27 protein-coding genes and 2 tRNA genes are annotated in these 23,688 nt (G+C 36.3%); 1 reads left to right on the top strand and 28 read right to left on the bottom strand.

Annotated features, from left to right (window positions below):
- The 23 genes from KJA13_02080 to murA form a co-directional block, all read right to left on the bottom strand.
- Window positions 1-714: a thymidylate kinase gene (locus KJA13_02080; GenBank protein ID MBZ9577805.1), complete on the bottom strand. Its 714-nt coding sequence runs from the start codon at window positions 712-714 to the stop codon at window positions 1-3.
- Window position 715: 1 nt separating this feature from the next.
- Window positions 716-1,237 carry a cytidine/deoxycytidylate deaminase family protein gene (locus tag KJA13_02075; protein ID MBZ9577804.1) on the bottom strand — a complete coding sequence of 174 codons (522 nt, stop codon included), beginning with the start codon at window positions 1,235-1,237 and terminating at the stop codon, window positions 716-718.
- An 11-nt stretch (window positions 1,238-1,248) separates the two neighbouring features.
- Entirely contained in the window at window positions 1,249-1,674 is a 426-nt protein-coding gene (rplK, locus tag KJA13_02070) for a 50S ribosomal protein L11 (protein ID MBZ9577803.1), read from the bottom strand.
- A gap of 4 nt (window positions 1,675-1,678) precedes the next feature.
- Complete coding sequence (nusG, locus tag KJA13_02065; protein ID MBZ9577802.1) at window positions 1,679-2,224, bottom strand: transcription termination/antitermination protein NusG; 546 nt, start codon at window positions 2,222-2,224, stop codon at window positions 1,679-1,681.
- A complete protein-coding gene (gene secE, locus KJA13_02060) occupies window positions 2,224-2,424 on the bottom strand; it encodes a preprotein translocase subunit SecE (protein ID MBZ9577801.1) in 201 nt (66 codons plus the stop codon). Before secE ends, nusG begins: the two co-directional genes overlap by 1 nt.
- Window positions 2,425-2,448: 24 nt before the next feature.
- A complete protein-coding gene (gene gyrB, locus KJA13_02055; GenBank protein MBZ9577800.1) occupies window positions 2,449-4,407 on the bottom strand; it encodes a DNA topoisomerase (ATP-hydrolyzing) subunit B in 1,959 nt (652 codons plus the stop codon).
- A gap of 6 nt (window positions 4,408-4,413) precedes the next feature.
- Window positions 4,414-6,408, bottom strand: coding sequence for a phenylalanine--tRNA ligase subunit beta (gene pheT, locus KJA13_02050; GenBank protein ID MBZ9577799.1), 1,995 nt, complete (start codon window positions 6,406-6,408; stop codon window positions 4,414-4,416).
- 1 nt (window position 6,409) lies between these two features.
- Window positions 6,410-7,192, bottom strand: coding sequence for a phenylalanine--tRNA ligase subunit alpha (pheS, locus tag KJA13_02045; protein ID MBZ9577798.1), 783 nt, complete (start codon window positions 7,190-7,192; stop codon window positions 6,410-6,412).
- Between the two features lie 116 nt (window positions 7,193-7,308).
- Complete coding sequence (locus KJA13_02040; GenBank protein MBZ9577797.1) at window positions 7,309-7,788, bottom strand: hypothetical protein; 480 nt, start codon at window positions 7,786-7,788, stop codon at window positions 7,309-7,311.
- A gap of 274 nt (window positions 7,789-8,062) precedes the next feature.
- Complete coding sequence (locus tag KJA13_02035) at window positions 8,063-8,767, bottom strand: hypothetical protein (protein ID MBZ9577796.1); 705 nt, start codon at window positions 8,765-8,767, stop codon at window positions 8,063-8,065.
- 12 nt (window positions 8,768-8,779) lie between these two features.
- Window positions 8,780-9,646 carry a hypothetical protein gene (locus tag KJA13_02030; GenBank protein ID MBZ9577795.1) on the bottom strand — a complete coding sequence of 289 codons (867 nt, stop codon included), beginning with the start codon at window positions 9,644-9,646 and terminating at the stop codon, window positions 8,780-8,782.
- A gap of 160 nt (window positions 9,647-9,806) precedes the next feature.
- Window positions 9,807-9,880, bottom strand: a tRNA-Asp gene (locus KJA13_02025).
- A 1-nt stretch (window position 9,881) separates the two neighbouring features.
- Window positions 9,882-9,957, bottom strand: a tRNA-Met gene (locus KJA13_02020).
- 157 nt (window positions 9,958-10,114) lie between these two features.
- Window positions 10,115-10,615, bottom strand: a complete 501-nt coding sequence (locus KJA13_02015) for a hypothetical protein (GenBank protein MBZ9577794.1) — start codon at window positions 10,613-10,615, stop codon at window positions 10,115-10,117.
- Entirely contained in the window at window positions 10,608-12,020 is a 1,413-nt protein-coding gene (gene gatA / locus KJA13_02010) for an Asp-tRNA(Asn)/Glu-tRNA(Gln) amidotransferase subunit GatA (protein MBZ9577793.1), read from the bottom strand. The genes KJA13_02015 and gatA overlap by 8 nt, the downstream gene beginning before the upstream one ends.
- 7 nt (window positions 12,021-12,027) lie before the next feature.
- A complete protein-coding gene (gene gatC / locus KJA13_02005) occupies window positions 12,028-12,330 on the bottom strand; it encodes an Asp-tRNA(Asn)/Glu-tRNA(Gln) amidotransferase subunit GatC (protein ID MBZ9577792.1) in 303 nt (100 codons plus the stop codon).
- A gap of 13 nt (window positions 12,331-12,343) precedes the next feature.
- Window positions 12,344-13,396 (bottom strand): rod shape-determining protein, encoded by a 1,053-nt coding sequence (locus KJA13_02000; GenBank protein MBZ9577791.1) that lies wholly within the window; start codon window positions 13,394-13,396, stop codon window positions 12,344-12,346.
- Window positions 13,357-14,598, bottom strand: a complete 1,242-nt coding sequence (gene proS / locus KJA13_01995; protein ID MBZ9577790.1) for a proline--tRNA ligase — start codon at window positions 14,596-14,598, stop codon at window positions 13,357-13,359. Before proS ends, KJA13_02000 begins: the two co-directional genes overlap by 40 nt.
- Window positions 14,599-14,628: 30 nt before the next feature.
- Complete coding sequence (locus KJA13_01990; GenBank protein ID MBZ9577789.1) at window positions 14,629-15,702, bottom strand: site-2 protease family protein; 1,074 nt, start codon at window positions 15,700-15,702, stop codon at window positions 14,629-14,631.
- 1 nt (window position 15,703) lies between these two features.
- Window positions 15,704-16,261, bottom strand: a complete 558-nt coding sequence (gene frr, locus KJA13_01985; GenBank protein ID MBZ9577788.1) for a ribosome recycling factor — start codon at window positions 16,259-16,261, stop codon at window positions 15,704-15,706.
- 93 nt (window positions 16,262-16,354) lie between these two features.
- On the bottom strand, window positions 16,355-17,101 hold the full coding sequence (locus KJA13_01980; protein ID MBZ9577787.1) for a DNA polymerase III subunit: 747 nt from the start codon (window positions 17,099-17,101) through the stop codon (window positions 16,355-16,357).
- A gap of 1 nt (window position 17,102) precedes the next feature.
- Window positions 17,103-18,110: a rod shape-determining protein gene (locus KJA13_01975; GenBank protein ID MBZ9577786.1), complete on the bottom strand. Its 1,008-nt coding sequence runs from the start codon at window positions 18,108-18,110 to the stop codon at window positions 17,103-17,105.
- Window positions 18,111-18,117: 7 nt separating this feature from the next.
- A complete protein-coding gene (gene murA / locus KJA13_01970; protein ID MBZ9577785.1) occupies window positions 18,118-19,392 on the bottom strand; it encodes a UDP-N-acetylglucosamine 1-carboxyvinyltransferase in 1,275 nt (424 codons plus the stop codon).
- 67 nt (window positions 19,393-19,459) lie between these two features.
- Here murA and KJA13_01965 point away from each other — a divergent pair, with 67 nt between their 5' ends.
- On the top strand, window positions 19,460-20,869 hold the full coding sequence (locus tag KJA13_01965) for a WD40 repeat domain-containing protein (GenBank protein MBZ9577784.1): 1,410 nt from the start codon (window positions 19,460-19,462) through the stop codon (window positions 20,867-20,869).
- Here the strand turns inward: KJA13_01965 and KJA13_01960 are convergent.
- From KJA13_01960 to KJA13_01940, 5 genes are read right to left on the bottom strand one after another with little or no spacing between them, the layout of a single operon-like run.
- Entirely contained in the window at window positions 20,842-21,540 is a 699-nt protein-coding gene (locus KJA13_01960; protein ID MBZ9577783.1) for a PD-(D/E)XK nuclease family protein, read from the bottom strand. The two genes, KJA13_01965 and KJA13_01960, sit on opposite strands and share 28 nt — an antisense overlap.
- 1 nt (window position 21,541) lies before the next feature.
- Window positions 21,542-22,051 (bottom strand): 30S ribosomal protein S9, encoded by a 510-nt coding sequence (rpsI, locus tag KJA13_01955; GenBank protein MBZ9577782.1) that lies wholly within the window; start codon window positions 22,049-22,051, stop codon window positions 21,542-21,544.
- Complete coding sequence (rplM, locus tag KJA13_01950; protein MBZ9577781.1) at window positions 22,038-22,394, bottom strand: 50S ribosomal protein L13; 357 nt, start codon at window positions 22,392-22,394, stop codon at window positions 22,038-22,040. Before rplM ends, rpsI begins: the two co-directional genes overlap by 14 nt.
- Window positions 22,395-22,398: 4 nt before the next feature.
- Window positions 22,399-22,749, bottom strand: a complete 351-nt coding sequence (gene rplQ, locus KJA13_01945) for a 50S ribosomal protein L17 (protein ID MBZ9577780.1) — start codon at window positions 22,747-22,749, stop codon at window positions 22,399-22,401.
- 1 nt (window position 22,750) lies between these two features.
- Entirely contained in the window at window positions 22,751-23,620 is an 870-nt protein-coding gene (locus tag KJA13_01940) for a DNA-directed RNA polymerase subunit alpha (protein MBZ9577779.1), read from the bottom strand.
- Window positions 23,621-23,688: the final 68 nt, after the last annotated feature.

The following is a 23,688-nucleotide window of genomic DNA, read 5'->3' as shown; positions in this document are numbered from 1 at the left end:
TTATAGAATTTTTTTAATTATTTTCCAAATTTCTTGATGGATTATTTTGGGAGATAATAACTTTCCTCCTTTTATACATTCTATAACTTTAAACTCCCTCGGAAATTCTTTAGCTGCGTGTAAATACGATTTTAAAGCATCTGCCAAATGTTTTTTGTCCTTTTCATGAATATCTCTTTTCCTTTTTCCTAAATAAGCTTTTCTTCTTGCTTTCTTTTCTTTGTCAGTTATTTTATGAGCCAATTTTAAAGAAAATTTAGGAGATGTCTTAAGAATTAAAGTGTAGTCAGGCCTAGGAATTTCTAAGATTCCGTATTCCAAATTGTAAAGCCAGTCAAAATATTTTTTTCTTTCTTTTTTATCTTTTATCTTACCCCCTTGATGGCCAATATTTGAGGCAAGATATCTATCAGCGATAACTATTTTCCCCTCTTTTAACCATTTCCTTATTTTGAAACCAGCATCGTATCTATCACAAGCATAAAAAATAGAACCTCTATAAGGTCCCACTTCTTCTGCAGTGCCGTATTTTCCTCTTAAATACTCGTCAACGAACCAGGCTGGTTTCTCACCATGTCGAGGGAAATCAATTGTTGCTACTTTATATCCTTTCTTTCTTAAGCTTTTAACTAATAAGTTAGATTGGGTTGATTTTCCCGATCCATCAAGGCCTTCAATAACAATAAATTTTCCCGGATATTGATTTTTGAGCATTTTATTGTCGGGCGTATTTTTCCATTGTGTTATCAACTATGGATATTTTAACGCCGGCACTTTTAAATAATTCCACTGACAACTGATCTGCGTGATATCTTTTTTGTGCTACCACCCTCTTTACACCTACGCGCACTATTCTCATGGCGCAGTTATAACAAGGAACCATCTTGCAATAAATTGTCGCTCCCTCAAGCTTTATCCCGTCTTTAGCGCACTGCAAAATGGCGTTTTCTTCGGCATGCAGCGTTCTCACGCAGTGTTGAGATTTATTCCCGTTCTTCTCATCAATTACCGTTCTCATCATATGCCCAACCTCATCGCAATGCGGCTGACCCGGTGGCGCCCCCACATACCCCGTAGCCAAAATAGTATTCCCCGGACTTACAATAACTGCGCCGCTACGACCTCGATCGCAAGTTCCCCTTTTGCCTAATGGTTCTAATAAAGCTAAAAAATACTTATCCCACGTCGGGCGAATATATTTAGATTGTTTATTATTTATTTTTGGGGATTCTTCCATGTAATAAAAAATTATTTTCCTACTTCAATTCCCATATTTTTGGCTGTTCCTTCAATTATTTTCATTGCCTGTTCAATATTATCAGTGTTTAAATCCGGCATTTTCTTTTGGGCGATTTCTCTTAATTGGCTTCTGGTAATTTTAGCAACTTTGGTTTTGTTGGGCTCACCAGAGCCCTTTTCAACCGCAGCTGCCTTTTTTAAAAGTTCTGCAGCTGGGGGTTGTTTTGTCTTGAAACTATAAGTTCTATCTCCGTAAACTGTAATCTCTACTGGCACAGTAAAACCTGTTTGATTTTTTGTTGCATCATTGAACTTCTGACAAAACTCAGCAATATTTAGTCCATGCTGGGCCAAAGCTGGTCCTACCGGAGGAGCAGGAGTTGCCTGGCCGGCTGGAATTTGTAATTTGACAACGGCAATTACTTTCTTGGGCATAATTTTACAGTTTCTTTATTTGAAGAGAATCCAACTCAACTGGTGTATCCCTACCAAACATATTAACCATTACCTTAACCTTTCCTCGCTCCTCATCAACTTCTGAAACTCTTCCATCAAAATCTTTAAAGGGGCCATCAACAATCTTTACTGAATCCCCTACTTTTACTTCAATCTTATATTGAGGCGTCTCAACACCAGTTCTTTCTTTCAAAACTTTAATTTCTTTTGGTGAAATTGGCACTGGCGTAGTGCCCACCCCAACAAAACCAGTTACGTTTGGGGTATTTCTAACAACATACCAGGAATCATCAGTAACAATCATTTCAACCAGCACATAACCTGGATAGATTTTTTCCTCAACTGTTTTTCTTTTGCCACTTTTAATTTTAATCTTTTTTTCTTTTGGCACCAAAACATCAAAAATTTTATCTTCCATACCCAAAGACTCAACCCTTTGCCTTAGGTTTTTAGCAACTGCGTCTTCGTAGCCAGAATAAGTGTGAATAACATACCAATTCTTTTGTTGTGGTAATTTCTGTTTGGGCATTAGAGTATAAATTTATTTAATATCGTTGTAAAAATAAAATCTAACCCACCTAAAAAAATAGCCACTCCAGCCGAAACTCCAATAACAACTAAAGTGTATTTTATAGTTTCCTTTCTGGTGGGCCAGTTAACTTTTTTCATTTCTAATCTTACTTCTTTAAGAAATGCGATGATTTTTGAGGGAAGATTGCTGATTTTCATAATTTTAGATTAGCCGAGAAAAATTTAAATGTCAAGATTTTTAACTTTTTTTGCATAGGTTTGAATAAACTTCTTTCTTGGGGGAACTTCTTCTCCCATTAAAGTATCAAAAATTCTGTCGGCTTCTTTGGCGTCTTCAATGGTAACCTTCAATAAAATACGGTTTTCCGGGTTCATAGTAGTTGACCACAATTCTTCTGGATTCATTTCTCCAAGACCTTTATACCGCTGGATAGAAGGATTTGTTATTTTTTCTTTTTTAAATGAAGCTAAAATTTTCTCTTTCCCATCCTCAGTATAAACATATTCTACTTTTTTCCCTGCCTGAATTTTATAAAGTGGCGGCTGGGCGATATAAAGATAACCTTTTTCAATTATTGGTCTAAAATGGCGGTAAAAAAGCGTCAGAAGAAGAGTCCTAATATGATTCCCGTCAGAATCTGCATCAGCCATAACAATAATTCGATGATATCTTGTTTTCTCAAGATTGAAATCCTCACCAATAGCCGTCCCCAAAGCAATAATTAAAGCCCTAATCTCTTTTGAAGATAATATTTTGTCTAATCGAGCTTTCTCAACATTTAAGATTTTACCCCGGAGGGGCAAAATTGCCTGAAAGTGCCTATCTCTGGCTTGACGGCTGCTTCCGCCGGCTGACTCTCCTTCTACTATATAAAGCTCAGACTCTTCGGGTTTTTTGGAGGTACAATCAGCTAATTTCCCCGGCAAAGCAAGACCTTCTAAAGCTCCTTTCCTTAAAACTGTCTCTCTGGCTGCTCTTGCCGCTTTTCTAGCTCGAGAAGATAAAATGCATTTTTCAATGACAGCTTTGGCATCTTGAGGATTCCTTTCCAAAAAATCAGTTAAGTGCTCAGAAACGACTTGGTCTACTATAACCTTAGCTTCAGGATTACCTAATTTTGCTTTGGTTTGACCTTCAAACTGGGGCTCTTTTATTTTAACTGCAACAACTCCAGTTAAACCTTCCCTAACATCATCTCCTGATAAATTACCGTCCGATTCTTTAAGAAAATCATTTCTTCTCGCATAATCATTAAAAGTTCGGGTTAAAGCAGTCCTGAATCCGGTCAAATGAGTGCCGCCTTCTTCGGTATGAATATTATTAGCAAAACCTTCTTCATAGCATTCATACTCTTGAGCATACTGAAAGGCAGCTTCAACAACCATCCCATTTTTTTCACCATAGCAATAAAAAACATTAGGATGGCGAGGAGTAGAGCCCTGGATTAAATATTTAATATAAGAAGCAAGACCACCTTCAAAATAAAAACTGTAACTTATTTTTTCTTCTCTTTCATCTTTAAAAGTTATTCTAATTCCTTTGGTTAAATAAGCCTGTTGACGCAAATGATTTAAAATTCTTTTTTTGTTAAATTTAATCTCTTTAAAAATTTCCGGGTCTGGTTCAAACAAAACAGTTGTTCCTGTTTGCCGACAAGAACCTATTTTTTTAACTTTTGTTTTTGCCTTTCCCTTGGAATACTCTTGGCAATATTTTAAACCACCACGACAAACTTCAGCTTTCATATAATTAGACAAAGCGCAAACAACCGAAACTCCTACCCCATGCAAACCACCTGCTACCTGATAGGCCTTCCCCCCAAACTTTGCTCCAGCATGCAAAGTGGTCATCACTGTTTCCAAAGCTGATTTTTTTGTCTGAGGGTGTTTCTCTACTGGAATGCCTCGTCCATCATCAATTGTTTTAACTTTATTCCCTGGCAAAAGAGTAACTTCAATGTTTTCAGCGTGGCCTGCGATTGCTTCGTCCAAACTGTTATCAACGCATTCCCAAATTAAGTGGTGTAAGCCATCTGTACCAGTTGAGCCAATATACATTGCCGGTCTTCTTCTCACTGGCTCCAAGCCCTTCAAAACATAAATGTCTTTGGCAGTATAAGTTTCCTGTTTTTTCTGAACAGGTTTTCGTTTTGTTTTCTTAATTGTTTTTTTCTTAACCATAAAATTTTAGCGCCTTACCTCCCAATTTACTTCAGATTCTAATACTTTAATAATTTTATTTTGTATTTTGTCTATTTCTTTGGCCTTTAGAGTTCTATCCTCTGCCTGATAAATTATATGGAAAGCCAAATTCTTTTTCCCTTGCGGGATACCTTCTCCTTCATAAATATCAAAAAGGTCAACGTCTCTGATTAAAGCCCCGCCTGCTATATTAATTTTATTTAAAACATCTACAACCTTAATATTCATTGGCACCAGGACAGCTAAATCCCGAATAGCTGCCGGATACTGAGAAATTGGCTGATACTCATGCTCTTCAGAACAAAGTTTTGCTAATTCTTCAAAATCAATATCAAATACAACCACTTTAGTTTTTTTAAATATTCTTGAAGAAATCTCCCCTAAGAATCCGATTTCCTGCCCATCAACCTTAATCTCGGCACACTTCCCTTTCTGCCAAATAGAAATCTTGCTTTGTTCAGGAGTTGGCTTGTACTCATCATACCAAACATTGCTTATCCCAAGCTTACTCAGCAATGAATCAACTATTCCTTTTAACCTATAAAACTCAGCTTTCCCTTGCTTTTGAGCAATTAATCCACTTAACATCCGTTTTTCCTGCTCTCTAAATATTTTCCCCAACTCAAAAATCTTAATCTTGTTAAAATACCTGAAATTATCTATTACATTCTTGAGCAAATTGGGAATTAAGCTCGGCCTTAAATATTTCTGTTCCACGCTCATCGGGTTCTCCACCTCAATTATCTCTTTACTTTTATATTTAAAAATCTCGGCTTCCTTTTTTCCGATAAAAGAATAGTTATAAACTTCGGTAAATCCACCTTCTTTTAAAATATTTTTGGTGATATCTTCCCAAAAAATCTCAAAATTCCTTTTTGGCGGAATTAAAGAAACAACAGGAAAAGTAGCTGAAACTTTCTTATATCCATAAATCCTACCAATTTCCTCAATTAAATCCTCCTGCAAAGAAACATCCATTCTAAAACTAGGAACTTCTACTATGTTATTAGCATATTTAAATCCTAATCTCTCAAGAATATTTTTTACTTGTTTTGCAGAAATTCTTATTCCCAATAATCTCTCAACATATTTTAAATCTAATTTTATTTTCTTTGGTTGAACTTTTCTTGGATAGATATCAGTTATCTGAACTATCTTACCGCCACCAAGTTTTGTTAAAAGAAAACACACTCTCTCTAAAGTAGAGATTGTTAAATTAGGATCTATACCCTGAGAATATATGTTTGATGCCTCGGTTCGATGATTTAATTTTCTTGCGGTTTTGTAAATTGTTTGTCTATCAAAGTTTCCTGCTTGGAGAACAATATTTTTTGTTGTAGAACTGGTTTCACTTAACTTTCCACCCATAATACCTACCAAATCAATCAATCTATTTCTATCTTCAATAACAAGCATTCCTTCATCTAAAGTGTGTCTACTGTCATCTAAAGTAACTAGTTTTTCTCCTTTTTTTGATTTTCGTAAAACCATCTGACTACTTTTAATCTTCTCATAATCAAAAGCATGTAATGGCTGACCTGTCTCTAGCATCACATAATTAGTCAAATCAACAATATTATTAATAGAACGCAGACCTACCGATTCTATTCTCTCTTTCAACCATTTTGGAGATGAACCAACTTTCACTCCTTCCACTATAATTGCTGAATAACGAGGAACTAATTTAGGACATTTAATTTTTAAACTAATCGGTTTAATTTCCCCTTTTTCTTTCTTTATTTTCTTCCTTTTTAATGGTTCTAAATCTTTATCTGTTATAGCTGATATCTCCCTTGCTACTCCCCAATGACACAAACAGTCATGACTTCTATTTGGCAGAACATCAATGTCTAAAATATAGTCTTTGCCTGCTTTCTTTACTTCTTCAACTTCAAAGCTGTGCATAGTTAAAAGCTCTACCAGCTTGTCTGGTTTAGGTAGTTTAGTATAATCTTTTAGCCAATTGTAGGAAAAAATCATATTAGAATTGTTGTAAAAACCTTAAATCTCCTGAATAAAATAATCTGACATCATTTATCTTATACTTCATCATAGCTAATCTATCCATTCCCATCCCAAAAGCAAATCCCTGCCAATTCTTAGGATTAATACCGCCTGCTTTTAAAACATTCGGATGAACCATTCCAGCTCCTACTAATTCCATCCAGCCAGTTCTTGAACAAGCACTACATCCTTTTCCTCCACAAAGCAAACAAGTCATATCTACTTCAAAAGATGGCTCTGTGAAAGGGAAAAAGCTTGGCCTTAAGCGAGCTTTAATCTTTTTTCCAAAAAACCTTGAAAGAAACTCCTGAATAATTGCTTTGAAGTTAGCTGCTGAAATATCTTTTCCAACCATTAATCCCTCTATTTGATAAAAGTTAATCTCATGACTGGCATCAGTTGCTTCGTGCCTAAAAATCCTTCCAGGCACAATAATCCTAAAAGGAGGGTTATTCTTTTCCATATAGCGAATCTGAACTGGTGAGGTATGAGTCCTTAAAAGAAATCTATTCTTTAAATAAAAAGTGTCCCAAAGGTCTCTAGCTGGATGGTCTTTTGGAATATTTAAAGCATCAAAATTATACCATTCATTTTCAATTTCAGGACCTTCAATTACTGAAAAACCCATTGCCCGGAAAATCTCTTCAATTTTTCTCTTAACCAAAGTCAAAGGATGCAAATGTCCAATCTCATGCTTTTCTCCAGGCACAGTAACATCAATTTTATCTCCTTTGGTCTCAATTTTAAGCGGCTTCTTCATTCCTTCATTTTACCCCAAAATCACCTTAAAATCAAGCTAATTATGTGGATAAAAAAGCGAATAAAAAAGTCGCCTCTTTGAGACGACTATTAAGTTTTTGACGGATGCTTCCATCACTAAAGAACTATCAACTTCAGCTCTTCTGGAACATCGACCACGAATCCTTCAGTAAACCAGAAACGATTCCATCGTTCGTATCTTTTCAATTTTCCATTGTACCATTCCGCCTTATTCCGAAACTCTTTTATCCTTTCGCTTGCTATGGAACCAAGCTTTTGATAGGCTAACTCTCCTATGTCCAGTACTTCTAAAGAAGGTTTATCAGTGCTCACTGCTTTTATTTCCAATTTCTGAGTAGCGGTAATGGTATATTCGTAAGCACTTTTAGTTGCTTCAAAAAAGGCTTCCATTTCAGCGAGACCGGCAAGGGTTGTACAGTAAATAGGTAACCAGATAACTATTAACACCACCAAGAGGGCTGCGGAAATAATTGCTAAAAAAAGCGGTGTATCCTTCTCTTTCTTAAGCCAGTAATAACAACCAATGGATAACACCATACAGGTTATCAGAACTATCAAAAGTATCGTCGGAAACATTTCTTTCTCCTTTCTATTTCGTATTTTTTTAATTGTTTTTTTTCGTTAGGACCTATATTAACACCTGAAAAATTTTTTAAAGTGCAAACCTCCTTTCTTTTTGGTTAAACTCTCTGCAATATTATTGGTTTATTATTTCAATTCAGATATTAACAAACTCAATAAACAATGTCAATATTTGTAGTTCCCCTTAAAATCAAGCTAATTATGTGGATAATTTTTCCAAGAAAAAAGCCGCTGAACTTATAGTTCAACGGCCATATTTTTTGGCTCCTCAGTCCTTTCCTGTAAACATATTCCAAATGGCTTTTGGCTCGTAAGGAAGAGATCCAGCTTCGCAGTATGGACATTCACTTTTCCCACCTGCCCATATTTGTTTCTCAGCCAAAGAAATTACTTTTAGATTACCATAATCTACTTGAAGTTTTGGAGGTCGGTGCACAACAACGCAAATATTCGGCAGAAACTCAATCCTTTCATCTCTTCTATTTATTGCCCGGCGAACTCTCCATGCTGTCCCAAGAGTAACAGCAGACTCCTCAACCTGAAGAACCTTTGAGCCCGAAGGAATGTTGCCATTCCAAATTTGCTCTCTTGGGTTGTCTGGATGTTTTTCAGTAAAGATATGGGAAACTCCGGTAATTTTTGCCACCTCGTAAGAAATAGTAATTGCTGAATAAGAAGATCCTGCAACATGGTCAAACTTACCTATCAAGTCAAGTTCTTTTATTTTTCTCACCAATTGGGCAGCAAAAATTGCGCAAAGATTAGGTTTCATGCTGAACAATCTTCTGCAATTGTAGTAACCGCTACTGCATTCTCCACTGGCCAACTTAGCGTGCGGCTTATCAGGACTGGGATCTCCCTCGTATAACCACTCGCATCTACAAGCCTTAAAGTATTCAAAAACTTGCTCCGGAGATATCACCCTAGTTTCCCACCACCCCGGATCATCTGGTAGGTTTAATATATTGTTCATTTTTTTCTCCTTTCATTTTTGGTTTCTTTTCATATCTTTCTTTACAAACTGCGTGGGGCGCCAGGGGTATCTGAGGAATATTGAGCCAAAGCTTATTGCTTTTGCTCCTATTATTCTCAATCCCTGAATGTCATCAAATTCCCATACACTAGGTCCAATTACTGGAATTGAGGTTTTCTCCACCAACTCCTCAACAAACTTCCAAGTGTGAGGTTGGGCAACTTTTCCTGAGACTCCTCCACCGCCTAAATGAGCAAGAGGGCTTTTCTTGTCTGGGAAAATAATTTCCCAGGGAACGCTGTTAATTGAGATTGCCTCAACAATTCCTACAACCTCAGGAAGAATTGATTTTATATCATGAACTACTGAAAGCTTAAGAATCAAGGGAAAGCGACTTACCTTTTTTACACTCGTACATCCTGTTATTATTTTTGCTGTGTTTTCCAAAAAATCTCTTTCAGTGTTTGGACATGACCAATTCAATGCCAAGGCAACTAAATCAAATTCATTAAGCATCCTTGCCATCGTCGTAAGGCTAAATATGTTGTCAGAAAGAATTGAAGCAACTAAAGCGATCCTTTTACAATCTATTGAAGGTCCAACTTTTCTACAGAACCAATCAATTCCTGGATTTGTAAGCCCAACCGCATTTACTACTCCATCAGGTATCAAACGAATACATCCCAAAGGCCAATACCAATGGTAATTTCCCTTCCTTGGATAATAAGTAAGTGTCTTGATTACTACGGTAAACAAAGACGGATCAAGCAGCCCCATCCAGCGCAGGGGCCACTCATGAAGCCATCCTTTTCCATTAAATTTCAAAGCTCCACTCGCCGCAACGTATTTTATTTTATGTCCATTCGAAAGCTCAATCATATCTATCTTCTCCTTTCTTATCTCTTATTTTCAATCTTTTATTTAACTTTCAAAGAACGAATTTGCTAAAAAGAGGATTTAGCCTCTCCTCTGTTTTTAGCAATTTCTCAAACTTCTGTCAAATTAAAAAACAAGGAGATAATCCCCTTATTTTTTAATGCGCGGGCGACCGGACTCGAACCGGCAATCACTGGATCGACAATCCAGGGCTCTATCCAATTGAGCTACACCCGCCTGGTGCCGGTGGGCCGATTTGAACGGCCGACCTTGGCCTTATGAAGACCCTGCTCTAACCACTGAGCTACACCGGCGTTGCGGGGGCGCGAATTGCACGCGCGTCTCGAGGTTATGGGCCTCGCAAGATACTACTTCTCCACCCCGCAGGCCCATTTTATTATATTTTCCAAAAAAAATCAACCCTCACTACCAATTTCATTGGTGTGAGGGTAAACCTTATTGCTTGGAAGTTTAAAACATCTCTAAGTCACGGAGGGCTTTTTCGTAAATTATCAACGTTTTTTTTGCTTCATCTAAAGTAAAGTGATAATCAGGGTCATGGACAACATTATTACGGATTTTATGTGCTTCCCAAATTTGCTCAATATTTGGCAAAGTAGTTGAATCTAATTGCTTTAGTATCTCTCCTATTGTCTCACCACTGTATCCCATTTTTTTAAAAATATCGTTTAGCAAACTATCTGCTTCAATCACAGCTAACTTACATTCTGCTTCCTTGCCAGTTTCCAATCTTTTGGTAATCTTAGCCCATCGCTTGAAAGTTCTTTTCACCCCAAAGGGTCTATAAACAACAAACTCTACCAGGTCTTCCAAGATACGCCTTTTCAACCAGGTGTTTTTAAAAAGAAGAGCAATTATACTGCCTACAAAAATCAAAGCAAGAATTACAAAAATAATTTTTAGATAAAATAAAAATACTGAAGATAAAATAAGAGAAAATATATTATTCATAGATTTTACTAATTTCTAAAATTTTATTTTCTTCAAATGGTTTCCCAATAATTTGTAAACCAACTGGCAACTTCCCTATTGAACCTACTGGTACAGAAATAGCCGGTAATCCCACTAAATTTACTGAAACAGTAAAAATATCAGAAAGATACATTAAGAGAGGGTCATCAATTTTTTCTCCGAGCTTAAAAGCCGGGCTTGGAGAAGTAGGAGTAAAAATAGCATCAACTTTTTTAAAGGCCTTATTAAAATCATCTTTGATTAAAGTCCTAACTTTTTGAGCTTTTAAATAATATGCATCATAATAACCCGTAGACAATGCATATGTGCCCAGCATAATCCTTCTCTTTACCTCATCTCCAAGGCCCTCTGCTCTGCTTTTCAAATATACACCCAACAAATCTTTACCAGATTTTGACAGTCCATATTTAATACCGTCGTATCTTGCCAAATTAGCTGAGGCCTCAGATGGCATAATAAGATAATAGATAGCTAAGGCGTATTTTGTATGAGGCAAGCTGATTTCTTCAATTTTCGCTCCCATTTCCTCTATTTTTTTAATCGCTTGTTTGATTATCTTCTCAACTTCTTTATCCATCCCTTCTACAAAATACTCTTTTGGAATTCCAATACGTAATTCTTCAATATTTGTTTCTTGTTTCTTGTTTCTTGTTTCTTGTTCCACGCTTGTAGAATCTAACGGATCCTTGCCGCTGATAGCTTGGAGCACAATCTGAGCATCCTCAGCGGTTTTAGTAATAGGACCGATTTGGTCTAAAGAAGAAGCAAAAGCAATTAAACCATAACGGGAAACCGCGCCATAAGTTGGCTTTAATCCTACAACTCCACAAAAAGAAGCAGGCTGCCTGATAGAGCCTCCGGTATCAGAACCGAGAGCATAGCAGCATAAATCAGCAGCCACTGCAGCTGCCGAACCTCCGGAGCTGCCTCCAGGCACTCGGGTCAAATCATGAGGGTTTTTGGTTGGGAAAAAAGCAGAATGTTCAGTTGAAGAACCCATGGCAAATTCATCCAGATTTGTCTTTCCTAAAATTATTGCTCCTAATTTTTTAAGTTTTTTTATACAGGTTGCATCATAAGGAGCAATATAATTTTCAAGAATTCTTGAAGCACAAGTTGTTTTCACCCCCTCAACTAAAATATTATCTTTAACAGCTAAAGGGATACCAGCTAAAATTGAAATATTTTTGCCAGCTGAAACCAAATCGTCAATTTTTTTTGCCTCTAAAAGAGCTAAATCTTCCGTAATTGTCAAAAAAGCTGAAATCTTTTTATCAAGTTTTCCAATTCTATTTAAAAAAGCTTTAGTTAATTCCGAAGCTGAGAATTCTTTTTTCTTTAATCCCTCATGAGCTCGAGTGATAGTGAGTTGGTGAAGCTCCATTTTTGATTTAAAATATGGCTTTAACTTTGATATGTCTCTTTCTCTTTTCAGGGGCTGCTTCAACTAATTTATTTACTACTTTAATTGATTGAGGCTCTGCCCTATCTTGTCTCATTATCCCTAATTTTCTCTTAAAAAAATGCTCAGCTGGATGAAAGGTCGGCTCTATCTTTGAAACATCAATTTCTTTTAAGGACTTAAAGTAATCTAAAATCGAAGAAAGGTCTTTCTGGAACTTTTTAATCTCATCTTCTGTCAAACCAAGCCGAGCAAGCTTTGCAATATGTTGAACGTCTTGTTTTGATATCATAGAAATTAGAAATTTACTTTGGTGGTTCCATCTCCTCCCTTTCTGTTAATATTTCATGTAATTCATCAAGATTTTCTAAAACCATTCCCGCTCCCCTAACCATTGTGGTCATTGGGTCTTCAATAATTTTAACAGGAATTTTCACCTCTTCTTGAATTAAGACATCTAATTTTTTAAGCAAACTGCCACCGCCTACAAGATAAATCCCTTTTGCCATAATATCGGCTAAAAGTTCAGGGGGGGTTTCCTCTACTGTGGTCTTTATAGCTGTAACAATCTGTTTTACTGATTTTTCTAAAGCCTTCCTGATATCTTCATCAGTAACCAAAATTTCTTCCGGCAATCCGGTAACTAAATTTCTTCCTCTTAAAGGAAGTTCTCTTTTTTCTTTTAAGGGATAAGCAGAACCAATTCCAATTTTAACCTCTTCGGCTCCCCTCTCTCCTATTAATAACCTATATTCCTCTTGGGCAAATCGAATTATATCTTCGTTAAGTTTGTCTCCTGCAATGCGTAAGCTTTTGGCAATAACTATCCCTCCAAGAGAAATCACGGCCACTTCAGTTGTTCCTCCTCCAATGTCAACAATAAAATTACCACCAGCTTCCTGAACCGCTAATCTCGCTCCAATAGCTGCTGCCATTGGCTCTTCTATCAAAAATACATCTCTTGCTCCAGCATTCCCGGCAGCATCACGAACCGCCTTTTTTTCAACTTCGGTAACTCCGTAAGGAACACCAACGATAACCCGAGGCCGAGGGCCTAAAATAAATTTCCTTTTGTGAACTTTTTCAATGAAGTACTTCAACATTTGCTCGGTAACCTCAAAATCGGAGACTACTCCTTCAACCAAAGGCCTGGTAGCAACAATATGGGCTGGAGTCCGGCCAACCATTTTTTTGGCTTCCTCACCAATTGCCAGGATTTGGCCGGTCTTTTGATTTATTGCTACCACCGAGGGCTCGTTGATAACTATTCCTCTACTTTGAACATAAACCAGAGAATTAGCAGTTCCTAAATCAATAGCTATATTATTTGAAATATATGAGAAAATTTTATTAAACATGTTTTATTCTCATCTCTTTTTTTAACCTCTATAGAACTATCTCTCAATGTTTTTTCACTAACAACCAGCCGAATTGGTATTCCAATTAAATCTGCTTCAGCAAACTTCTCTCCAGCACTCTTATCAGTTCTATCATCATATAGTACTTCAACTGCTTTGTTTTGTAAATCTCTATACAGCTTCTCTGCTGCTTTTCTAATTTTCTGATCATCCTCAATCTGAATTAGATGAACCCGGAAAGGAGCTACTTCTTTTGGCCAAATAATTCCTTTGTCATCATGATTAATCTCAACAATCGCTGCCATTAACCTCCCCAGGCCAATTCCATAGCAACCCATTACCACTGGCTTCTTTTCTCCTTTTTTATCTCTGAAATAAAGATTAAGGGCTTTAGAATATTTTGTCCCCAATCTAAAAGTATGCCCCACTTCAATAGAATTGCTCTTAATCAGCTTGCCCTTACATTTAGGACATTTCCCTCCAGCTCTAACTTTAGCTACGTCTAAATTAACAGCCCAATTACATTTAGGACAATAAATTATCTTATCTTCTCCCTCTTTTGACATAACCTGGAATTCATAGGTCTTTTCTTTGGTGAATACTCCACCGGATGCCTCACTTTTTATTGCCTTTAATCCACAACGCTTAAAAATCTTATCATAAGCCAAAAGAACTTTATTAAAAAACTTATCTAAATCTTTTTTATCAGGATGAAAACTATAAAGGTCTTTCATTACAAATTCTCTTGTCCGCAAAAGACCGCCGGTAAAGCGCATTTCGTTTCTAAATTTTGTTTGAATTTGATAAAGATAAACAGGCAAATCCTTATATGATTGAACTCGGCCCTTTAACAGATCAGTGATTACCTCTTCATGGGTTGGGCCTAAAGCAAATTCTTTTTTATGCCTATCTTTAATTTTAAAAAGAGGCGGCTCCATATGGTCCCAACGATCTGTCTTTTGCCAGAGTTCTTTTGGTTGTAGAGATGGCAGAAAAACTTCTTGGCTATCAATCGCATTCATTTCTTGCCGCACAACCTTCTCTATTTTTCTGTGAACTCTGTGTCCTAAAGGCAAGAAGTTATATATCCCTGAAGCTAATTGAGAAATAAAATCACCTCTCAATAATAATTTATGAGAAGCAATTTCTGCCTCCTTTGGGGCTTTTTTTAAAGTTTTAGAAAAAAGTTGTGACTGCCTCATTTTTTAGAAATTAGAAATTAAGAATTTTCCTTAGAAAATTCTGCTTATATCTCTTATTGTAACCCAAATCATCAAAGCAATTAATAGAAAAAAGAAAACAAGACTGATATTCTGAACGATTTTTTGATTTAAAGGCCTTCCCTTTAATTTTTCAATAACGAGAAATAACAACCATCCGCCATCTAAAGCTGGAATGGGCAAAACATTAATCAAAGCAAGAGAAACAGAAATCATAGCTATGAATTGCAAAAAATAACTTGCTCCCATAGCTCCTACCTGAATGAATAGTCCAAAAATTCCCACTATTCCTCTTACTTCTACCCCAGCAGGCACCCCCTTACCCTGAAATAAATTCATTATAGTTGTTCCCCACACTTTAATTATCATTAAAGTCAAATTGCAGGTTGCCACAATTCCTTTAATCGGTGCCTGATACCAGGGATAAGATTTCAAGGCTGTTCTGGCCAAAGCCACTCCCATTGGTCCTTCATTTTCCGGAGGAGAAACTCTGGGAACTAAAGAAACATCAAAAACTTCTTTACCTCTCCGAATTGTTAAAATAATTTCCTCTCCTTTATGCGCTTGAGTAAATCCCTGAACTTCTTTTATTTTATTAATATCTGTACCGGAAATACTCATTATCGTGTCTCCGAGCTTTAATCCTGCCTCCTCTGCTGGAGAATTAGAAGCAATAGCAGTAATCTGAATTTTTGGGTTGACTAAACCCTGGTTTTCTTCATCCTCTACCATTGTCGGGGCCCCTATTCCCATCACAACACTTAGTAAAATTGCTGCAACTACCCAAAAAGAAACAACCCCACCTAAAATAATAAGGGCTTTTTGGTAAAATGGCTTGATGGTAAAACTGCGTGGTTTATCAATCCTCTTCTCCTGCCCGAAAATCTTAACGAAACCTCCGAACGGTAAAAGATTTAAAGAATAAATTGTTTCTCCTATTTTCTTGCCAAACAATCTAGGAGGATAACCTAAACCAAATTCCTCAACTTTTACTCCAAATTTCTTTGCTAAAATAAAATGGCCGAATTCGTGAAGAATTATTAAAACAACAAGAGAAATAAAAGCTATAATTATAATTAAAACCATATTAGTCTAATATTTCTTTTTTCTTCCTCTCCCCTATCTCTTCAATCTTTTCATTATATTCATCTACCAATTCCTGAAGGTTATCCTTGGCCCGAAATTTATCATCCTCTCGGATTTCCCCTTGTTTAGTCCTCTCTTGAACTTCCTCCCAGGCCTCTCCTCTCCAATGTCTTATTGTTTTCTTTGCCTCTTCTTGCTTTTCTGACAAAATTCTAAGCAAATTTTTTCGGTACTCATCACTTAAAGGAGGTAAAGAGATACGAATTAAATCTTTATCAACGACTGGAGCCGTGCCTAAACTTGATTGAGAAATCGCTTTTTCAATTGGCTCAATATAGGACTTGTCCCAGGGCTGGATAACAATCTGTCTAGGCCCCGAAGAAGATATTGCTGCTAATTGTTTTAAAGGAAACTTCTGCCCGAAACATTCAACAACTACATCTTCAACCAAAGAAGCAGAAGCCCTGCCCGTTCTAATCTTTACTAATTCCCTTTCTAAAAAACTGATAACCTTTTCCATCTCCGGCTTAATTTTCTCAATAATCTCCTTGTATTCCATATATATTTTAATATAACAAAAAATTCCCCCACTGTCGAGAAAAAAAGCCCCAGCTATAAAAGCGTGGAGCCATTTTGAAAATCCTGACTACAGTCACATCTCCATTAGCAGAATTTCCAAGGCAAGGCGGGAGTTGGTGTTGGTTGTAAAAATTAAGAATTTTGTTGATTGGATATGTCTGATAATATCTTTTAGTTTAGTTAAAGAGTATTGGCTAAAATCTTTTGTTTCTCGCCCAGTTAATCTAGAAATAAATATTCTTCTAAAATATCTTAACCAGGTATCTAAAATCTCTTTTAAATTTTCTGTTGAAATATCTTTAGCATACTGAAAACGAGAAACTAAATCAGATTCACTTATTTTAATTAAGTCCGAAATAAACTCTTCGTTATTTTCAACCTCAAAACCCTTTGTTGGGAAAAACCTGACTTTCTGAACTCGAGAAATAATAGTTGGAAGCAACAATGAAGGATAGGCTGTTACTAAAATTAAAATGGTTTTTCCTTTCGGTTCCTCAAGAAATTTCAAAAAACAGTTTTGAGCTTCCTGAGTCATTAAGTGAGCATTATTTAAAACTGCAATTTTAAAATCAGCTAAATAGGGTTTAAAAGAAAGTTTTCCTATAAGCTCTCTTATTTGAGCAATCTGGATTTCTTTACCTTCGGATTCAATTAAAATAAAATCGGGAGGGCTTATTTTCCCGATAAGAAACTTAGAAAACTCAATTGCTAATGCCTTTTTCCCTAATCCTTCTTGGCCATAGAACAAAAGAGCATGGGGAAGTTTCCCAAGCTCAGCTGATTTTTTTAAAAATTGCCATTGTTTTTGATGATCAACCATATTATTTCTTAGCCATTATACTCTTCTTATATGCTTCAAGATTTTCCAAAACCACGCCCGTTCCTTTTGCTACACAAAGCAATGGGTCTTCAGCTAAAAAGCAGGGTACCCCGGTAACCTGAGCAATGAGTCCATCAATATTTCTAAGTAACGCCCCTCCTCCTGAAAGAATCATTCCTTTATCCATAATATCAGCTGAAAGTTCAGGAGGAGTATCTCTTAAAACTATCTTAACTACCTGAACAACTTCACCAAGTTGGTCAGATATTGCCTCGCAAACTTCATTAGAAGTAACCTTAATGTTCTGGGGTAATCCAGAAATTAAATCCCGGCCTCGAATTTCTATTTTTCTCTCTTCCTTTTCTGGCAAAGCTGTCCCGATTTTTATTTTTATTTCTTCAGCGGTCTGCTCACCAATGGCTAAATTATATTTTTTCTTGATATAATCTGAAATTGCCCAATCCATTTTGTCCCCAGCTACCCTGAGCGAATGGCAAGTTACTATCCCGCCGAGAGAAATTACAGCTACCTCTGAAGTTCCTCCGCCGATATCAACGATCATATTCCCTGAGCAAGAACTGATGGGGATGCCAGCGCCAATCGCAGCTAAAACCGGCTCCTTTGCCACATAAACTGCCCTCGCTCCAACTGCCATCCCAGCCTCAATCACTGCCCTCTTTTCAGTGGAAGTAATACCGGCTGGCACTCCAACTAATAATTCTGGTTTTAAAAACCTAAAAACTGTGGCTGCTTTTTTAATAAAATATCTCAGCATTGCTTCGGTAACTCGATAATCAGCAATCACTCCATCCTTTAAGGGTCGGTAAATCCTGATAGTATCGGGCGTCCGGCCTGTCATCTCTTTTGCTTCCTGTCCTACAGCCAGAATTTTATTTTCGGTAAGGGCAACTGCTACCACTGACGGCTCACTCAAAACCACTCCTTTTTGAGGAGTAAAAACCACTGAATTGCAGGTTCCTAAATCAATACCGATTTTCTTGATAAACATAATTTTATTATTTTTGAACTCTTCTTTTTATATCCGCCCCCAGCTGTTGAAGACGCTCCTCAATCCGTTCATATCCCCTATCAATCTGATAAATATTATTGATTATTGTTTTCTCTTTGGCAATTAATCCAGCGATAATTAGAGCTGCTCCAGCCCGGAGATCCGGACTAGGAATCTCAATTCCCTGAAGTTGAGTTGGCCCATAAATCATGGCTCGATGAGGGTCACCAAAAATAATGTCAGCTCCCATTTTATTCAGCTCGTCAAGATATTTTAAACGACCTTCAAATAAAGGGTCATGAATTAAAGTTGGGCCCTTGGTTTGAGTTGACAGAACCCCTAATTCAGGTAACAAATCAGTATGGATTCCAGGATAGGGTAAGCTCTGAATTTTATCTATTTTGAGGTTTTTTGAAGGTAGAATTTTAATTAATTTTGGGCCCAGAATTTCAAACTTTGCTCCAAAATCCCGGAGTCGTTTTAAGAAAAGTTCAAGAAAAGAAAATTCAGCATTTTTAATCAAGACTTCTCCTTGGGTTGCTAATGTTGCTACTATAAAAGTGCCTGTTTCTATAGGGTCTGAGATTATAGTATGCTCAAATCCCTTAAGTTTCTCTGCTCCAACAATTTCTACAGCATGAGTTCCTGCCTCTTTGATCTCAGCTCCCATTTTTTTAAGAACTTTAATCAATTCTTGGACTTGATAATCCTGGTCGGCAATTTTTAAAATTGCCCTTTGGGAATTGGAGGCGGAAAACAAAAGAAGGTTTTCTGTTGCAGTAACACTAAATTCCCGAAGAATAATCTGGCTTGATTTCTTTTTTTCTTGTTTGCCCTCAAAGTAATAAAAATCGTCTTTTGTTGAAATTTTAATACCTGCCTGAGAAAAAGCATCTAAGTGAGTATCAATAGGCCTTGCTCCAATTACGCATCCACCGGGCGGAGGAATTTTTACTTTATTAAACCTAGCCAGCAAGGGACCTAAAATTAAAATAGAACCTCGAAAACAACCAATAACATCAAAGGGAAGTTTTGAAGGATTAATCTTTGAACATTTTATTTTAATTTTTCTTTTCCCTAACCAAGAAATCTCAGCTCCCAAACCTTCTAAAATCTTGAGCATCTGAAAAACGTCCTCAATAAGAGGTAGATTATTAATAACACAGGGCTCTTTAGTTAAAAGAGCAGCTGCTAATATAGGAAAGGCAGCATTTTTTGCTCCCTTTATTTCCACTTCCCCTTTCAAGGATTTCCCGCCATTGATGATAAACTTCTCTTCCATATTCCCATCTTAAAGCAAAACTTAGAAGTTGGCAAGTGGGTTGGTTTAGGGTAAAATAAATATATATATGACCCGGAGAACCAGAAAGATTCTATTCTTATTTTTGCTAATTTTATTTTTAATAGCAGCCCCCTTAACTGTTTTTTATTCTTTAGGTTGGAGGTTTGATTGGAAAACAAAGAGAGTTATCCAGCCGGGAGTTTTCTATTTTAAGGTCTGGCCCAAAAATGTCCAAATTTACCTTGACAATGAACTTAAAGAGAAAACTGATTTTTTCTTCGGCTCAGTACTTGTTGAAAATCTCCTGTCCAAAAAATATGATGTAGAAATTAAAAAAGAAGGGTTTCATACATGGGAAAAAACATTAGAAATAAGAAAAAGAGAAGTTACCGAAGCAAAAAATATTGTTTTAATCCCAGAAAATCCAAGATTTACGGTAATGACAAAAGAAACAAAGGACTTTTTTTTCTCACCGGATGGGGAAAAAATAATTCTAAGAGAAGAAGGTGATAAGAAGCAGGGTTGGGCTTTAAAGCTCTTTGAATTAGATAAAAATGTCAAAAGTCATCTAATTGATGAAGGAGATATTTCCAAAGAAAAAGTTCAGCTATTTGACTTAAAATTTTCTCCTAATTCAAAAAGAGTATTGTTGGAAGTCGGAGTAAAAGAGAAACTGATATATTATCTTTTAGAAATAGACAAGGTTCCCGCGCTTTTAACTTCTCTTGATTTCTTAAACTCGGATGTGGAAAAAGTCTACTTCCATCCTAAAAATCATCAAAAATTATTGGTATTACTCGCCTTGACCAGTGAAACAGGCGAGGAAACCCGTGCCTTAAGCGAGGTAGATTTAATTGATAAAAAAATCTCTCTACCCGTGTTAGAAAATCTTATTACCTGTTCAATTCTTAATGAGAGTATTTATTATCTTGATGCCTCAGGATTTCTTTTTAAGACCGGCCTTTCTTTTAACCAAGAAGAAAGATTAAATATAATCGCTTTTCCTCTGAAAGAAGAAGCTAAATACGAGATAACAGCTTCTAATTCTCATATTCTTTTAGAAGAGAATGATACTTTATATATTTTTGATGGGAATAAAAAATCTTTCCAGAAACTTTTTGAACCAGTTAAAAATTTTAAATTCTCTCCAGATTCCCAAAAACTGGTCTATTTTAATGATTATGAAATCTGGGTTTTATTTCTGGGGAAAAAATATGACCAACCTCAAAAGGAAGCAGGAGAACAGTTATTTATAACCCGCTTCTCAGAAAAAATTGATGAAGTTTTTTGGTACACGAATCATTATTTAATCTTTAATGCTGGGGATAAAATAAAAATCGCCGAAATCGACGATAGAGATAAAATAAATATTGTTGACCTAACTGAGTTTAAAGAACCTAAAATCTTCTGGAGCAATAAAAAACTATATATTCTCTCTGAAGAAAATCTCTATGTTTCGGAAGAATTAACTCCCTGAATTTTCTTCTTAAAATCTTCCCAGTTCATTTCATCTGGGGCCCCCATATCGCAAATTTCTCTAAATTGACAATAATTACACTGCCAATTTTCTGGATAACCAGGAATGCGTGAAGGAATAGTATTAGAATCAATCTGTTTTTTCAAAGTTGCCAATTGCTTTAAAAGGGTTTCTGCCTGAACTTGATTGTAACTTATCGGAAACTCTTTTAATTCTAATTTATCCTTATCGACATAAAGTAGTATTCCTCTTGGTATTTTAAAATAATGTAAATAGAGTTGAAGCTGACTAACATTTTCTTGTTTTGGTTCATTTAAATTCTTAAAAACCATACTATTCATACTCTTAATATCCAAAACATAAAGTTGTTTTCCATCGCTAACTATTGCGTCTGCCCTGCCCCTGACTAATTCTTCGGGAGGAATGTCTATTTCAGAACAAACTATATGGATGTCTCTGGTACTAAGCAAAGGCTTCATAATAAGCTGATGCATATGGTCACCGTGGTCAAACAATCTCAAAATATTTGCTTCCATTTTTTTTCTGGGAGCATTTTTAAATTTAAAAAAAATCTGGCGCGGACACTTTCCTGCTTCACTAATATAAAAATGCTCTTGTCCTCTATCTCTTTGTCTATCCAAATAAAATTTATCAATAATTTCTTTTAACATATTATCTCTTAGACCATTGGGGGCCTCTGCGAGCGCGTTTTAAACCGAATTTCTTTCTTTCTCTCATTCTGGGGTCTCTTGTTAAATAACCTGCTCTCCTGAGCCGCTTCCGGAAATCAGGATTAAATTCCACTAAAGCTCTGGCTATTCCATGTCTAACAGCTTCTGCTTGGGAATGAACCCCTCCTCCTTTTACTTTAACCAAAATTCTAAACTTATCAAGAGCTTTCATCTTTTTAAGGGAAGCGGTAGCAGTTTGTTGGAGTTCAGAGGTAGGAAAATAATTTTGATAAGGTTTTTCATTAACCAAGATTAATTTTTCTTCCTGAGTAAAAAGCCGCACCCGGGCTACTGATGTTTTTCGCCGGCCAACTGCCTCAAAATAGCGAGCTGGCTTAGATCTCGGTTTCTTAATTTCTTTTTTTGTGACCTTTTTTTTAGTAGTTGTTTTCTTCCCTACCTTTTTTGCTTTCTTAACTTTTTTAGTTGTTGTCTTCTTAGTTGTTGCCATAGATTCTTAGTCTTTTAATTTGTCTTGCTCGTAATTTATTCTTAGGCAGCATTCCGAAAACTGCTTTTTTTAAAACTTTGGAAGGATCTTTTTTAAAAAGTTTTTTTAATGGAACTTCCTTCAATCCTCCTAAATACCCTGTGTGGCGGTAATAAATTTTCTGCCCAAACTTCTTACCAGTTATTCTGATTTTACTAAAATTCCTGACAGTAACAAAATCTCCCATATCTTTGTTAGGGGCAAAGTCGGGTTTATTCTTGCCACGAAGTAAAACAGCAATTTCTGTAGCTAATCTACCTAATACCTTGTTTGTAGCATCAATTGTATGAGTTTTACGTTCCATAAATTTATTTCACTAGTTCAATTATCGCCATCTTTGCTCCGTCTGACTTTCTTGGACCCAGCTTAATTATCCTCGTATACCCTCCTTTTCTCTTTTTATATCTTGGTCCAATTTCATCAGCTAATTTTTTAACTAATGGCTTTGCGAAATATTTTGCTAAAATTCTTCTGGAAGCTAAATCTCCTTTTTTTGCTCGGGTTATACATTTTTCAGCAAACCTAGAAACCTCCTTGGCTTTAGCTTCAGTAGTTCTTATTTTCTCATTCAAAAAAAGCGCACTTGCCAATGCCTTCAGAAGAGCTTTACGTTGGTTACGTTTTTTTGAGAGTTTCCTTCCTTGTTTAAGTTTCCGCATATTACTTTGATTTTTTACGCGCCGACTTCGTCGAGCCGACGGCTGAAGCTTTCTTGGCGGAGGCGGGTTTCTTTGATTTTTTCTTCGACTCTTTCTGCTTCTTTTTGGCTGCCGTAGGCCCGCGTTTAGCAAGAACGGGTTTCTTTTTAGGAGCCTTTTCTTCGGAAACTCTCTTTCCTGCCAAGGCTTTAGAGATTTCTGCAAATAAAGAAAAGTGTTTTACTAAAATTTCTGAGGCCTGAAAAAATGCCTCTTCGGGAGTAACTGTTCCATCGGTTTCAATATCTAAATACAATCTATCAAAATCAGTCCTTTCCCCTACTCGCATATTTTCCACTTTATAACTTACTCTTTTAACAGGAGTAAAAATGGCATCAATAGAAATTACTCCAACTTCCAACTTCCCTTGCTTTTTTCTTCGTTCAACTGGTTCATATCCAACACCTCTTTCAACTTGAATCTCCATCCCCAGTTCTGCTTTTTTATTAGTTAAAGTAGCAAGATAGCAGGATTTGTTTACTAATTCAACCTGACTGGGGAATTTAAAATCAGAACCCTTCACTTTTTTCTCGCCTTTAATTTTTAAGGTTACTTTCTGAGGCTCATCAGTATACATTTTAAATCTCAATTGTTTTAAGTTCATTACAATAGTAATCACGTCTTCCAAGACACCCGGTATTACTGAAAATTCGTGTTGAATCCCCTTAATTTTCGTCTGAGTAACAGCTACCCCTGGTAAAGAAGAAAGTAAAACTCTTCTCAAAGAATTGCCAATTGTTACTCCATATCCAGGATATAGGGCTTCAATTTCAAAACGAGCCCAGTTCTCTTTTTTGCTAATAATTTTAGGTTGTTTTGGTAAGAGAATCATAATTTCTTGAAACTTGAAACTTGAAACTTGAAACTTCTAAAAATGTTTCAGGCTCCGGGCTTCAGGTT

Source organism: Patescibacteria group bacterium (assembly GCA_020148045.1).
Lineage (GTDB): Bacteria > Patescibacteriota > Minisyncoccia > Minisyncoccales > GWA2-38-27 > JAHCRG01.
This window is presented reverse-complemented; position numbering and strand designations above follow the sequence as displayed.